This is a genomic window from Pedobacter frigiditerrae (genome assembly GCF_032678705.1).
Taxonomy (GTDB): Bacteria; Bacteroidota; Bacteroidia; order Sphingobacteriales; family Sphingobacteriaceae; genus Pedobacter; species Pedobacter frigiditerrae_A.
The window spans coordinates 1,389,187-1,403,752 of record NZ_JAVTSS010000001.1 but is presented as its reverse complement, the minus strand read 5'-3'; the positions used below and the strand labels follow the sequence as shown (position 1 = coordinate 1,403,752).

Below are 14,566 nucleotides of genomic sequence, written 5' to 3'. Positions count from 1 at the left end.
TCAAATCTGCAAATTTTAGTGTTAAGTTAGTGTTAATTATTAGCTAATTCAACACCATAAATTTACTTTTTAGTAGTGCTTCCTGTATTTTTCTTAGTCGGAATTGCTTTTGCCGGAACTTTTTTGACAGGATTATTTGCAACTGCTTTTACAACTGCCTTTTTTGCGCTACTTGCTGCTGTTGTTGCTTTATTTGCCATGGCTTTAGTTTTAGTTGCTACTTTTCTTACTGGTTTTTTCAAAGCTGCTTCTGCTTTTTCTTCAGATGCTATAGTTGCTACTTTTACACTTGAGGCTATAGGTTTAGCCTTAGCAACAGCTTTTTTAACTACTTTAGTTACAGATTTATCAACCTTCTTCATCAGTTTAGATGCATCCTTTTTAGCTAACTTAATTTTCTTAGGTGCAGCTTTTTTTGCAGCCGAAACATCTTCAATTTTATGTGCTACAGCCGATTTAACATCTTGAAATGTCTTTGCTAGTTTTTTCGCTGCTACCTTACTTAGTTTTGCTACATCTTCTGCAATTAATTCGGCGTTATGTCCTAACCCTTTAACTGCTTCTAAAAATCTTTCTGTTAAAGTATGTTCTATTTGTTTTTTAACCGCTTTTTTGGTTGGTTTTTTCGGAGATTTAGATTTATTGGTTTTCATATATTTTTTAGCGTTTTTTGTATGGTGATTTATATTTAATTAAATCTATTATTTTTTATCAACTTAAGCCACAATTATGCCCACTTTCGATATTGTAAGCAAGGTAGATGCGCAAACTTTAGATAATGCCATCAACAATGCAAAAAAAGAGATTTTAAACCGTTATGATTTCAATGGCTCTAACAGTACTGTAGAGCTGGATAAAAAATCGAACACCATTACCATTGTTACTGAAGATGACATGCGTCTAAAGGCAATCACCGATTCAATCATCTCTCGAATGGTAAAACAAAACTTAGACCCAAAAAGTTTGGATTTCGGAAAAGAACATGCTGCTTCTGGTAATATGATTAGAAAAGAATTAAAAATTAAGGAAGGAATTGACAAAGAAGCTGCAAAAAAAATTGTTGCTAAAATCAAAGATTCTAAGTTAAAAGTGCAAGCTTCTATGATGGACGACCAAGTTCGCGTACAGAGCAAAAACATAGATGATTTACAGAAAGTGATCTCACTTTGCAGAGGCGAAGACTTTGGCCAGCCTTTGCAGTTTATTAACATGAGGAACTAGTTAAACTATGTGCTGATGGTCAATGGACTATAGTCTATGGACTATTAACGATATTTACAATGGAAATTACCGAAAACGATTTCATTTTTTCTGATGACAGCAATTTAGTTGATGTAAAAGCTGTGCATAATTACTTGAGCACACAATCTTATTGGGCAAAAGAAATCCCATTTGAACTTGTTAAGAGATCGATTGAAAATTCTTTATGTTTCGGAATCTATAAAGATGGAAAACAAGCTGGTTTTGCTCGTTGGGTTACAGATAAAGCTACATTTGCATACCTATGCGATGTTTATATAGAAGAAGCTTTTCGTGGATTAGGCTTATCTAAAAAACTAATGTCGTTAATGATGTTTCATCCAGATTTGCAAGGCTTAAGGACTTACTGTTTGGCAACATTAGATGCTCATGGCTTATATGCTCAATTTGGATTTAAACCTGTCAGCACTCCAGAAAAATTAATGGAAATAAGAATACAGGATATTTACATTAATGGAAAAGGTAAAATGTAAGATGGAAAATGTTTGGTCCATCTACCATCTTACATTTTCCATATTACCTCTTACATCTATAACTTGCTTTTCTTCACCCCTTCGTTTGTAATCTTAACAGGATTAATCAATCCATCTTTATCAAATGTCATTAAATCTATACAAGTAACACGGTGATTGCCATCTGTTTCACCTATTGGCCTGCGGTGATAAATAATATACCATAAATCCTTTTTAACGTTGTGCACCACAGAGTGATGTCCAGCTCCTCTTGCAATGCTAGGGTCTTGTGTTAGTATCCTACCAATACGTTTAAATGGACCCATTGGAGAGTCGCCAATAGCATAAGCAACAAAGTAGTTTGGCCCAGTCCAACCTCCCTCACTCCACATAAAATAATATTTACCATCTTTCATGAACATAAAAGAACCTTCGGTGTATCCTTCTGGTGTAATTTCTTTAAAAGTAGAGCCATCTGGATAAGGAATAAAACCTGTAAAATCTTTATTTAATTTGGCAATGTTACAATGCGACCAGCCACCATATATTAAATAATATTGTCCGTCTTTATCCTTAAAAACAAATTGGTCTATCGGCTGTGCCTTATTATGAAATTTATCTACTAATGGTTTACCTAAATAGTCTTTGTATGGTCCTTCAGGTTTATCAGCAACAGCTACACCAATACCACCCACTTCTTTATCACTTTGTATATCATTAGCACCAAAAAACAGGTAGTACTTTCCATCTTTTTGAGTGATAGATGGCGCCCACATTGCTTTATTTGCCCATTTAATTGATGCTGTATCAATAATCCTTTCATGTTTTTTCCACGTAATCAAATCTTTGGAGGAGAATGCATCCATAAAAACCTGCTCTTTATATTTTGCCGAATAAGTCGGGTAAATCCAATAAGTTTTACCGAAAATCTGACCTTCAGGATCTGCATACCAACCTGGAAAGATAGGATTACCTGATGTTTGCCCTTGCGCAAAAATTGGAAGCAAGAACAATAAAATAGTAAATCGTTTTAGTTTCATAATGCAAGATATATAATTGATTTATTATTTTATAATTTTTGTCATTCAGAGCGCAGCGAAGAATCTACTATTCTCGATTCTCTTAAATAGATTTCTCGTTCCTCGGAATGACAAATCTACCTGAAATAACAAGTCCATTACCAACCCTTAACCCAATCTTCTTGCTGCTTTTCATTTAAATAAGTCCAGGCTACAATCCGTGTGATTTTATTCCCAGTGCTCATTTCGCTTTCCCTTATCTCTACAGCTTCTGCCCTATTTAACATCGCGTAAATCCCACCTAAATTCTCGCTTTTAGAAACCAAAGTAGTAAACCAAAAACATTGATTTTTAAATGATTTACTTTCTTCAATCATTTTCGAAATAAAACCTACTTCTCCACCTTCTGTCCATAATTCAGCATCTTGACCACCAAAATTAAGTACAGGCCTCGAATGGTTTTTATGACCTAAATTTCTACTTTTCCTTTGCGAACCTGCCAGCGCTTCTTCCGCCGATGCGTGGAAAGGAGGATTGCAAATTGTTAAATCAAATTGCTCTTCTTTATGAATGATATTTTTAAAAATGTTCTTTGAAGATTGCAACCTTAATTCAATTGCATTTTTTAGTGATGGATTAATATCCACTATGTTTTTCGCAGAGCGGATAGCAACATCATCGATATCAGAACCTACAAAACTCCATCCATATTCTTGATGTCCGATAATTGGGTAAACACAATTTGCACCTACGCCTACATCCAATACCTTAATCTTTTTTCCTTTCGGGATGACTTGATTATGGCAAGAAGCCAATAAATCTGCAGCGTAGTGCATATAATCGGCCCTACCTGGAATGGGTGGACATAAATATCCTTCTGGGATATCCCAAAAATCTATTTGATAGAAATGTTTAAGTAAAGCTTTATTTAATATTTTAACCGCAACTGGATTAGCAAAATCTATTGATTCATCACCATATTTATTTACGGAAACAAGGCTTTTGAGTTCAGTACAAGAAACAGTTAATGCCTTAAAATCGTATCGCGAACGATGCTTGTTTCTTGAATGTAATGTGCTTTTTTCAGCTCCAGGCTTTTCCATTAAACAGTTTTAACGTCGTCTTCACTGTAATCATTAATGTCTGTAATGTAACCATTAGTCAATAAAAACTCAAATAATGGTTTTGCATCTGGCGTTACAGGCATATTACTTGTAGAAATAACCGTATTGGTCTTTTTATCTATAAATGGATAAGCGAAAAGTTTTACATTTTGCGTAAACATATCACTCACATAAGCCAATAACTGACTAGAATAATTTTCGCCGAAGTTTTTAGAGTTAAACACAAACTTTAAGTTGTTGATGTTGGTTGAGATACCAACACTTTTAGGCTTACAACGACCTAAATATTTTGCTAACCTATTGTGACGGGTAAAGTTAGAAACGATAACCAAGTTGCCAGTTGCACACATTTCTTCAGCTCTTTTAGCAACAGCTTCTAAATCTATATCATCCGGCGTTTCTTGTTCGTTTGTTAAAACATTAGTTAACAAAACCTCAATCATAACGGCCAAATTGCCTTCTTCAACTTTGTTTGTACGTTTAAATTGTTCAGTAGCTTTGTTAAATAAATTAAAGTTAGGTAATGATTTCTGTCCGTATTTGGTACGCAAAATCATGATATCTTTTTTGTACAATAAATCTTTAGCCTGACGAGGGTGAGCATCTGCATCAAAAATTGCTGCTGCAGAAAAGTCTTTCATGATCAAATAAAGATTTAGTAAAGTGTTGTTTACTTCAGAAAACACAGGGCCTTTTACAGAAATTAAATCTATTTCTACAGAACCGATAGTTAAGTTATCCACTAAAGATTCAACCATCACTTTTGGTTCATTGTGGTGATAAAAAGCGGCATAAACTAAATTAACACCAATGATACCTAAAACACGTTGTTGCATGTTTACATCAGTATCAAATAGGCGAACATGAAAAAAAACTTCGTTTGGTAAGCCACCAGGTTCTGTTTGAAAGCAAATTCCTACCCAGCCATGAGGTTCATTAGTTCTTTTAAAATTTAGCGTGGTAACTGTATTTGCAAAAGCGAAAAAAGTGCGGTTTTCGTATTTTTCTCCTAATAAACGTTCATTCAGTAAACTAAATTCGTGGTCTAACATACGTAAAAGCCTATTCTGACTTACATATCTACCAGAAGCTTCTGCCCCATAAATGGCATCACTAAAAGTCATGTCATAAGCAGACATGGTTTTAGCAACGGTACCAGCAGCCGCACCAGCTGTAAAAAAATTACGAGCTACTTCCTGGCCTGCACCTATTTCTGCAAATGTGCCATAGATTTTCTCGTTCAAATTTATTTTTAGTGCCTTCCGCTTCGTATCAAGGATTTCTCTTTCCATGGTGCAAAAATAGTAAAAATCATTAGTTCATTAGTATCATTGGTTCATTAGTGTCATTAGCTCATTGGTATCATTGGTTCATTAGTTCAATTTACGCCCTGCCCAATGAACAAGTGAACCAATGAACTATAAAGACAAAGGGCGATATCTCTCAATACCGCCCTTCTCAACCTTAAACTCAAAATCAAACTTATTGTATTATGAAACTACAATTTCTTTATGTGCTTGTTTAGCTTCGTCTAACTTGCCAATAGTGATATATAAAATACCATTGGTGTATTCTGCGCTAATTTTATCAGCATCAACTCCTTCAGGCAATACAAATGACCTTGCAAATGAGTTATATTCAAATTCTTTACGTGTATAATCTTTTTGGCTATCAGCTTCTACTTTTTTCTCTGCCCAAACAGAAAGATTATCTTTTTTCAAGTCGATTTTAAAGTCTTCTTTGTTTAATCCAGGAGCAGCTAATTCAATTTTATACGCGTTAGCACCTTCATAAATGTTTACATTAGGCACTTTATTTACACCGTGATTTTTATTTAATGCATCACTAAACAAAGAATCGAAAACATTGTTAAAATAAGGTGCTGTGTTTCTCGTTTTGTTATTAAATTTTACTAAAGTCATTTTTATATCCTCCGTTATTTTATTTTTTAAATTATAATTGTTCATATTCAAACCTTATTCCAAAGCAAATATTTATGTTTTTTAAGTCATTTTGGCGCAAAAAAGAAAAATCAACAGACAAAAAGTCAGTATTAGTGGGTCACATAGACACTTTCAAGTATAAAACCAATATCGAAATGCGTTTTGCAGATCTAGACATGATGGGCCACGTAAACAATGCCGTATACTTTACCTATATGGAAATCGGAAGAACAAAATATTGGAAACACGCCATCAATTGGGATTGGAAAACAACAGGTGTTGTAATTGGTCAAGCATCAATAGATTACATTGCCCCTATTTTCTTAGAAGATAAAGTGAGCATGTATGTTCGTACATCCAGAATCGGCAACACCAGTTTTGATTTAGAATATTTGATTGTAAAGGATGTAAATGGAAAGGAAGTAACCTGCAGTAAAGGCAAAACAGTTTGCGTAGCTTTTGATTACGGTTCTAAAACCCCATCGGCCATACCAGATAAAGAAAGAAATAAGATGATTGCGTTTGAGCAATTGGAGACCACTTAAAAATATTTGTAATGCTTGTCATTCAGAGCGCAGCGAAGAATCTATTTAAGCATACTTAGATTGTAGATTCCTCATTCCTCGGAATGACATTTTATTTGAAAAGCAAAAACACTATAAATATTAACGTAAGCCCAGCTATTTGCTACAATCTTTTTGTGCTTCGACAAGCTCAGCATGACAAAAAGGATTTACGCTACTATCTGGTTTATGTTCATTAGTGCTGTGCAACTATTAAGGGTTGCAAACCTCAAATGTATCCTTCCTTAATGCAATGAATTATATATTAAAAACACAAATGGAAAGGATAATCTTAGATTTTAACATAATCACTGTTCTCTAAATAATTTAAACTAATGCTATCAATTACCAATGGTAATCTTTTTAGTTACTTTGAATATTTATATTTGAAAATGATTTCAAGTCCGTTAAAACATCCCATTTCTGCACTTATTATTTGTTTTGCAATTTCAACTTTCTGCTTCAAATCCACTGCCCAAACAATTGTAGAGCCAAAAGACACACCTGCTGAATGGTCAAAACCTTATCCTCCATTTCGCATTGCAGGCAACTTATATTACGTTGGAACTTATGATTTGGCCTGTTATTTAGTAGTTACCGAGAAAGGAAATATCTTAATTAACACTGGCCTAGCAAATTCCAAACAAATCATTAGCAACAATATTAAAACGCTAGGATTCAAGCTAACTGACACCAAGATTTTATTAACTACACAAGCCCATTATGACCATATGGGTGCTATGGCGGCATTGAAAAAAGCTACTGGCGCTAAAGTATTGGTTAATGCAAAAGACGCACAAGTAATGAAAGATGGTGGAAGCTCTGATTATGCATTAGGAAATGGTGTAAAAACTTATGTTCCTTTAAATCCAGATGGGTTATTGCGTGACAAAGCTGTAATTGGCTTAGGAAGCACCAAGTTGGTCATGCTAGACCATCCTGGGCATACTAAAGGCTCTTGTAGTTTTATGCTAGAAGTAAAAGATAAAGCCAAAACCTATAAAGTATTGATTGCCAATATGCCAAGCATTGTTACCGATAAGAAATTTAATGAAGTTGATACTTATAAAAACATAGAGAAAGATTATGCTTACACCTTAAAAGAAATGAAAGCTTTATCATTTGACATTTGGTTAGCTTCTCACGCTAGTCAGTTTAACTTACACCAAAAACACCAACCAACTGATAGCTATAACCCAACTGCTTTTGTAGATAAAAAAGGATACGATAAAGCATTAACGGATTTGCAATTGGCTTTTGATAAAAAGGTTAAAGAAACTAGCAAATAGCATTTTTTACCATCTAAGACATCTTAGAGAATCTAAGGGTATGGAGAATACGACTAAAGAAACCAAAGTTGCTTATATTAAAAAACCAGCTAATAAATCTTAGCTGGTTTTTTAATGCTCTTTATCTTTCCGACTTACGGACTTCCTGACTTTTCTGACTCTCTTTATTTAAACCCAAATATCAATGGGAATATAAAGGTTACAATGATAGTCCATATAAAGTAGACTGGTAAGTAAGAAGCTATTGTTTTACCTACATCATCAATTTCTACTTTCTTAGTGAGTACTTTAAACAGCTTAGTAGTAACCAATAATAGGTTAATCAATATCAAAACATTACTTCCTAAAACAGCTGCCCTATTCGGTGTAATGCCCATTTCAACAATACGGAATACAATTGCAGAAAGTGCAACTACATTTACAATAATGGTTACTGTAGCCAATAAAAAGAGTATCCAGATAGCCATTGCATTTTTTGTTGCTTTAGCTGTTTCTACAATAGAAAAGAAGATAATTGCCAATACACCAATTAACAAGGCATTAAAGATTAATAAAAACTCTCTGTCGTTATATGGGTTTTTACCTGAGTAAACAATGGCAATTAGGTACACTACCAACATCACCAATACTAACGGACTAAAAATCTTAGCGATTACTGGCGAAACTTTACCAACCAATTGCGGATTTGTTTGAACCAAATAAGTACCTACCATAGGTGCTGCAGAAATTCCGAAAACACCAACGTATTGGAAATAGATATCTTCAATTTTAAGACCGATGAGACCAAAAAGACCTACAGTTAGTGCAGACATGATACCACCAGCAATTAAAATAAGGGTAGTCATTACAACTAAATCACCGTTATATTTTAAAAAGCCAAGGCGTTGTTGTTTATCAATAGATTGCTGACCAACAAAAGCAATTCCCAATATTGACCATAAGAATAAACCTAAGTGAATGCATGATAAAATCAAAGTATCACTTTGTTTAACATTGGGAAGGCAATTGATATAAATTAGCCCTAACAATGTTGCACCAGCAATGAAGGCAATTTTAGGGAAAGACAGCTTGTTTTTCCATGCAAAGAAAACAGTTAACATTGGAAAAACAATAAAACCGATATTGCGTGGATAGAAATAGTCTTCGTTTATATTAAAAAAAGAAGGTATTTTGGCAATAAGTCCAGCTATTAACGAGGCTATCATTACAAATAACAACTCGCTACGAGAGCCCCAATTTAATTCAGGACTTTCATAATGCAATCTTTCATTCCAACAATCGGCAATAGGATTTCCTTTAAGTTCAGGATATACTACATCAAAAGACCTTTTAAAACGAACCTTATTGTTCCTGTACAAAGCTTCAAGTTCTGTCGGATTGCTATGGTGATTGCGTATTTCGTTTTCCATGATTTTAAAATTGAATTAAGATAGCTAAATTCTAAAGCTTAGTTCCAAATTGTGCCAGCAAAACCTAATACAGTGCCCATCCATAAACCAATAATAAATATGATGAAGCTTAATAAGATACCAAATATCTTTTTCCAAGTTCCATGATTAGTGAATGAATCTATATAATAATTTACTGCACCACCTGTTGCACCAGCTAATGGTAAAATGATAAAAGGTCTAATCATCCAAAATTTCCCCCAAGCTGGGTTAGGATTTTTTGTAGCATAAAATAATAATGAAACTACTGCGAAACCTATAACCCCTCCTATTAACATTCTTGTAACTAATTGTGGCGTAAAGGCAAACTTTGTTAAGTTGTTTTGATTTGTCATGACAATTGTGTTTTAAATATTTTGTGATTTGGTACGTTTTCTAATTAACTCCACAAAGATAATGTAAAACACTTTGAATTTCAAAGTACTTTATTAAAATAATTCAATATTGTTAATAATTATTCAATCAACATCATAAAATTGTTCATGACGAAACTAATACTAGCAGTAAAAAAAGAATATTTAAATCGTTAATCCTTTGGCAGAAAAACAGATTTAATCAAAATAATGAAAAAATATAGCGGCTAACCAAACCTATCAGGCTTATATACCTCAACTCCTACAGACAATTTGCTTCCAACCGCTAATTCTGCCACCAGTTTACCTGTTGCTGGCGCTAAACTAACCCCCATCATCCCGTGACCGCCAGCGATAATCAAATTTTTCAGTTTCTGCGTGAAACCAATATAAGGTAAGCCATCAGGTGAACATGGCCTAAAGCCATACCAAATTTTATCAATCTGAGGAATTGGAACTTGATAATCTGGATAATAATTAGGTATTGAATTGACAATTCCTTCTACCCTATTCATATTTACCTTATCATTCATTGGCGCAATCTCCATAGTGCCACCAAAACGAATTTGACCATTCATAGGTGTTACCGCAACTCTTGCTTCTAACAATAAAGATGGATGATGAATTTGCTGTCCATTTGGATCTACCATGAAGGAATAACCCTTTCCTGGCATAATTGGAATATTTAAATCTGCCTTTTTAGCCAATTCTGGCAACCAAGCCCCACCAGTCATGACTACTAAATCTGGCGTATATGTTTGGTTGGTGGTTTTAATGGCCGTGATTTTCCCTGCATTTGTTTCAAAGCCTGTCACCTTGCAATTAGTAACAATTTCTACTTCGTTTTTCCTTAAATAAGCAACTAATTGTTGTACTAAATCGCTTGGCGACAAATGTGCATCACACCTGTAATGAACTGAACCTAAAATATCTAATGCTGTATCTGGCTCTAAATCTTGTGTTTGTGCTGGTGTTAGCGGTTCTACATCTAAGCCTAAACTTTGCGCTTTTTTAGCTAAATGGATTTCCTCATCGCCAGCGGCCTGACTTTTATACAACATCAAAATCCCTTTTTTCTCTAGACCAAAATCTAACGTTGGTTCTTTTGCTAAATCATCATACAGTTGTTTGCTCAGCAAATGTAAATCTCTTAAAGGTTCGGCCGATATATCTACATGATTTTGGTTAGAGTATTTCCAGAACTTCAATCCCCAAGAAATTAAAGCTGGATTTAAAGATGGCTTTACATAAAAAGGACTTTTGCTATCAAACATCCATTTGATGCCCTTACTAATCATTCCCGGTGCAGCTAATGGCACAAAGTGGCTAGGCACAATCATTCCTGCGTTGCCAGACGAACAATTATTAATTAAATCGCCTTGCTCTAACAAAGTAACCTTAAAGCCTTCTTTTAGCAAATAATAAGCCGAGCAAAGCCCAATAATACCAGCACCAATGATGGTAACGTTGCCTTTATTGATGGAAGATGGAAGAGGTAAAATGGAAGATGGAATTGTCATAATTGGGAATAGGGAATGGGGAATAGGAAATAGATTTTGTTAAGAGATTCTTCGACTACGCTCAGGATGACAAATATCTTTTAAAGAGTCTTATTATTTGAGTTTAGCTTTTGAGATTTGGCTATAGACCATCAACCATTGACCATCGTCTAAATAACCTGAAACCCATGTGCATAAGGGTCATCATCATCTATAAAAATGGTATTGTAACCTGTTACTTTTGCCCAGCCTTCTATGCCTGGAACAATTGCTGGTTTGCCATTAATGGTTGTTTCCTCTTCAATGGTGCCAATAAATTGAGAACCGATAATACTCTCGTGAATAAATTTATCGCCTTTTTTTAACTTTCCTTTTGCAAACCATTGCGCCATACGGGCAGATGTTCCCGTCCCACAAGGTGAACGGTCAATTGCTTTATCGCCATAAAAAACAGCATTTCTAGCCGTTGCTTCTGGAGAAATAGTTGCCCCAGCCCATAAAAAGTGACTTAAACCATTGATATTTGAATCTTCTGGATGAACAAAAGTATATCGCTCATTCATCAATTTACGACAAGTCCTACTCCAGCTGATTAGTTGGTCGGCAGTATAATTCTCTAATCCTTTAAAATTTTCTTGCGGATCAACAATGGCATAAAAATTACCACCATAAGCTACATCCACAGTTATCTTACCTAAATCCGGACAATCAACTTCCAAACCTTCGGCTGCTAAAAACGATTTAATGTTAATCAGTTTTACCGATTTAACTTTACCATCAATCTGTACATATTCTACTAAAACCAATCCTGCTGGTGTCTCTAAACGCAGCTTTCCTGGTACTTTAGGGATCACCAAACCTTCTTCAATAGCAATGGTAACAGTTCCAATTGTACCGTGACCGCACATGGGCAAACAGCCACTGGTTTCGATGTATAAAACACCAATATCATTTTTAGGGTCTATTGGCGGATATAAAATACTGCCACTCATCATGTCATGGCCACGAGGTTCAAACATCAACCCTTTACGTATCCAATCATATTCCTTCAAGAAATGCAAACGACGTTCCATCATTGAATTTCCAATTAGAATTGGTCCGCCACCTGCAACCACCCTTACCGGATTACCGCAAGTATGTGCATCTATACAACTAAATGTTTTTTTCATCCAGCGGTGATTTAGTTAATTCGTTATTTACAGTCCGCCAAATACCTAACGGATTTCCATTTTTTAACTCGTTTGGTAAAAACTCATCATCCCAATTTTGGTAAGACATTGGTCTGGCGAAACGTTTAATTCCATCTGCCCCTACCGAGGTAAATCTAGCATCAGTACTTGCAGGGTACGGACCTCCGTGATGCATCGCTAAAACTACTTCCACACCTGTGGGAACATTATTTAAAATAAAACGACCACAAATTTCTTGTACTTCATCCAACAGTTGTTGATGATTTTTAATGTCTTTGGAAGTGGCCATTAAGGTAGCCGTTAACTGGCCTTCCATCGCCTTTGCTACAGCCAACATTTCTTTTTCATCAGCACATTGAATGATGAGTGAATACGGTCCAAAAACCTCTTGATGTAAAACTGGATTAGCTAAAAATGTTTTTCCAGAAGTTGTGGCAACGCTGATGAGCACTTTGTCCACTGCTTGCGAATCGTCGGTTTGCCCAATTAATTGAACTCCCCTTTGCGACAATGCTTTTTCTAATTTTTCGTTGAAATTAGTCGCAATTCCTTTATGTAACATCCTAGCCGGTGTTATGCCTTCTATTTCTCTTTTTAAATGGACGATAAATTTATCTAAGTTCTTATCATCAATAGCCACCATTAAACCTGGATTGGTACAAAACTGACCCATTCCTAAAGTAATGGAACCCGCCATTTGTTTAGCCAAGGTTTCAGTCTCTGTAGCTAGCTTTTCTGGCAATAAAAAAACAGGATTAACACTTCCCATCTCTGCAAAAACAGGGATAGGGGTTTTTCGCTGATTAGCCAAATCGAATAATGCTTTTCCACCACTAAAAGAACCTGTAAAGCCGACTGCTTTAACAGACTCGTGTTTCACTAAATATACACCGCTTTCGAAACCAGCACCATAAATATGTGTAAAAATACCATCTGGCATATTGGTTTTTTTGGCTGCTTTTAAAATCGCATCTGCCATTAAAGTAGATGTTTTTGGATGTGCCGGATGTGCCTTTACAATAACCGGACAGCCTGCAGCCAAGGCACAAGCCGTATCGCCACCTGCTGTTGAATAAGCAAATGGAAAATTACTTGCGCCAAAAACCACAACAGGCCCAAGCGGAATTAATATTTTACGTACATCTGGTTTTGGTGGAGTACGTTCTAACAATGCAGTATCAATGCTTGCTTCTAACCAATTCCCTAATTCAGCAGCATCTGCATAGCTATTCAATTGAAAAATTGTTCTAGCTCTTTCTCCTTGCAAACGTGCTTGTGGCAAATTAGTTTCTGCCATGGCCGTATCTATTAACTCGTCGCCAAGTTCAGCTATTTCCAAAGCGATTGCCCGCATAAAATCGGCACGCTGTTTAAGGGTATAGGTTTTATACTGATGATAAGCTTTTACAGCTTTTTCTAATGCGATATCTATTTCTGCCGTGCTGGTGTCTTTATACATGTTACAAATTTAAATAATCTGGCAATTGCGGACGAGTAGCTAAAGCATCATTTATAATTTTTAAAACTCTTTCTCTTTCTGCGCCTTTAATAACCAATCTTGGTGCTCTTACATATTCAGAACTTAATCCTACAGCCGTAGCAGCCAATTTAATATATTGCACTAATTTAGGATGAATATCTAACTCTAACAATGGCATAAACCATCTATAAATTGCTACTGCATCATCATATCTTTTTGCTTTCACTAATCTGTAAATAGCTACTGTTTCTGCAGGGAATGCATCAACCAAACCAGCTACTAAACCATTAGCGCCCATCATTAAACACTCTAGTGAAATGGTATCTACTCCACCAAGGATTTTAAATCTATCGCCAAATTTGTTAATCATATTTGTAACATTGGCCAAATCCCTTGTGCTTTCTTTTACTGCCTGAATATTTGCATAAGGCAATAATTGCTCAAACATCGGGATGCTTACCTTAATACCATAATCTACCGGATTGTTGTAAATTAAGATTGGTAATTTGGTAGCACTAGCAACTGCTTGAAAATAAGTTACTACTTCCTCATCATCTGCTTTATATTTCAATGGTGGCAACAACATCAAGCCATCTGCACCTAATTGTTCAGCCTCTTGAGCCATTGCAATGGCAACTTTTGTACTTTGCTCTGCTACATTGATGATAACAGGAATTTTTCCATTTACTGATTTTACACAGTAGCTTAAAAACTCTGCTTTTTCCTGCGACGTCAAGGTACTCGCCTCGCCCAAGGAACCACCAATGATAATTCCATCAACGCCAGCTGCTATTTGCGCATCTAAGTTCTTTTGAAATAGTGGATAATCTATCTCATCGTTTGCGGTAAAAGGTGTTAAAAGTGCCGGATAGATTCCTTGCCAAGCTACGTGTTTCATATCAAAATAATTTTAATCAAAAGTAATGGCTCAACATCCAATATCTTT

The 14,566-nt window shown here is 35.4% G+C and carries 15 protein-coding genes; 4 read left to right on the top strand and 11 right to left on the bottom strand.

The features are described 5' to 3' along the window. Window positions 1–62 precede the first annotated feature (62 nt). Window positions 63–653: a hypothetical protein gene (locus R2Q59_RS05555; RefSeq protein ID WP_316784280.1), complete on the bottom strand. Its 591-nt coding sequence runs from the start codon at window positions 651–653 to the stop codon at window positions 63–65. 76 nt (window positions 654–729) lie between these two features. Between R2Q59_RS05555 and R2Q59_RS05550 the strand changes: the two genes are divergently transcribed. Both R2Q59_RS05550 and R2Q59_RS05545 read left to right on the top strand, forming a co-directional pair. Continuing rightward, a complete protein-coding gene (locus R2Q59_RS05550; RefSeq protein WP_316784279.1) occupies window positions 730–1,221 on the top strand; it encodes a YajQ family cyclic di-GMP-binding protein in 492 nt (163 codons plus the stop codon). A 59-nt stretch (window positions 1,222–1,280) separates the two neighbouring features. Beyond that, on the top strand, window positions 1,281–1,733 hold the full coding sequence (locus tag R2Q59_RS05545; protein WP_316784277.1) for a GNAT family N-acetyltransferase: 453 nt from the start codon (window positions 1,281–1,283) through the stop codon (window positions 1,731–1,733). A 56-nt stretch (window positions 1,734–1,789) separates the two neighbouring features. Here R2Q59_RS05545 and R2Q59_RS05540 read toward each other — a convergent pair whose 3' ends face one another. From R2Q59_RS05540 to R2Q59_RS05525, 4 genes are all read right to left on the bottom strand, one after another. Continuing rightward, on the bottom strand, window positions 1,790–2,752 hold the full coding sequence (locus R2Q59_RS05540; protein ID WP_316784275.1) for a glycoside hydrolase family 43 protein: 963 nt from the start codon (window positions 2,750–2,752) through the stop codon (window positions 1,790–1,792). A gap of 137 nt (window positions 2,753–2,889) precedes the next feature. Continuing rightward, window positions 2,890–3,834: a 23S rRNA (adenine(1618)-N(6))-methyltransferase RlmF gene (gene rlmF, locus R2Q59_RS05535; protein ID WP_316784273.1), complete on the bottom strand. Its 945-nt coding sequence runs from the start codon at window positions 3,832–3,834 to the stop codon at window positions 2,890–2,892. After that, entirely contained in the window at window positions 3,834–5,147 is a 1,314-nt protein-coding gene (locus R2Q59_RS05530) for a nicotinamide mononucleotide adenylyltransferase (protein ID WP_316784271.1), read from the bottom strand. Before R2Q59_RS05530 ends, rlmF begins: the two co-directional genes overlap by 1 nt. Before the next feature lie 198 nt (window positions 5,148–5,345). Beyond that, window positions 5,346–5,777, bottom strand: a complete 432-nt coding sequence (locus R2Q59_RS05525) for an Hsp20/alpha crystallin family protein (RefSeq protein ID WP_316784268.1) — start codon at window positions 5,775–5,777, stop codon at window positions 5,346–5,348. Window positions 5,778–5,851: 74 nt separating this feature from the next. On the opposite strand from R2Q59_RS05525, the gene R2Q59_RS05520 reads away from it, so the two are divergent. Continuing rightward, window positions 5,852–6,343 carry a thioesterase family protein gene (locus R2Q59_RS05520; RefSeq protein ID WP_316784266.1) on the top strand — a complete coding sequence of 164 codons (492 nt, stop codon included), beginning with the start codon at window positions 5,852–5,854 and terminating at the stop codon, window positions 6,341–6,343. 410 nt (window positions 6,344–6,753) lie between these two features. After that, window positions 6,754–7,650, top strand: a complete 897-nt coding sequence (bla, locus tag R2Q59_RS05515) for a subclass B3 metallo-beta-lactamase (RefSeq protein ID WP_410478917.1) — start codon at window positions 6,754–6,756, stop codon at window positions 7,648–7,650. Between the two features lie 164 nt (window positions 7,651–7,814). On the opposite strand, the gene R2Q59_RS05510 is transcribed toward bla, so the two are convergent. The 6 genes from R2Q59_RS05510 to R2Q59_RS05485 all read right to left on the bottom strand — a co-directional run bounded on the left by R2Q59_RS05510 (window position 7,815) and on the right by R2Q59_RS05485 (window position 14,518). Continuing rightward, entirely contained in the window at window positions 7,815–9,059 is a 1,245-nt protein-coding gene (locus R2Q59_RS05510) for a hypothetical protein (RefSeq protein ID WP_316784262.1), read from the bottom strand. Window positions 9,060–9,097: 38 nt separating this feature from the next. Continuing rightward, window positions 9,098–9,433, bottom strand: a complete 336-nt coding sequence (locus tag R2Q59_RS05505) for a hypothetical protein (protein WP_316784260.1) — start codon at window positions 9,431–9,433, stop codon at window positions 9,098–9,100. A gap of 245 nt (window positions 9,434–9,678) precedes the next feature. Next, window positions 9,679–10,971, bottom strand: coding sequence for an FAD-dependent oxidoreductase (locus tag R2Q59_RS05500; RefSeq protein ID WP_316784258.1), 1,293 nt, complete (start codon window positions 10,969–10,971; stop codon window positions 9,679–9,681). 149 nt (window positions 10,972–11,120) lie between these two features. After that, the gene (locus R2Q59_RS05495; RefSeq protein WP_316766649.1) at window positions 11,121–12,119 is read right to left on the bottom strand and encodes a 4-hydroxyproline epimerase; all 999 of its coding nucleotides are present in this window, start codon (window positions 12,117–12,119) and stop codon (window positions 11,121–11,123) included. Next, on the bottom strand, window positions 12,103–13,599 hold the full coding sequence (locus tag R2Q59_RS05490; RefSeq protein WP_316784256.1) for an aldehyde dehydrogenase (NADP(+)): 1,497 nt from the start codon (window positions 13,597–13,599) through the stop codon (window positions 12,103–12,105). Before R2Q59_RS05490 ends, R2Q59_RS05495 begins: the two co-directional genes overlap by 17 nt. 1 nt (window position 13,600) lies before the next feature. Continuing rightward, on the bottom strand, window positions 13,601–14,518 hold the full coding sequence (locus R2Q59_RS05485; protein ID WP_316766644.1) for a dihydrodipicolinate synthase family protein: 918 nt from the start codon (window positions 14,516–14,518) through the stop codon (window positions 13,601–13,603). Between the last annotated feature and the right edge of the window lie 48 nt (window positions 14,519–14,566).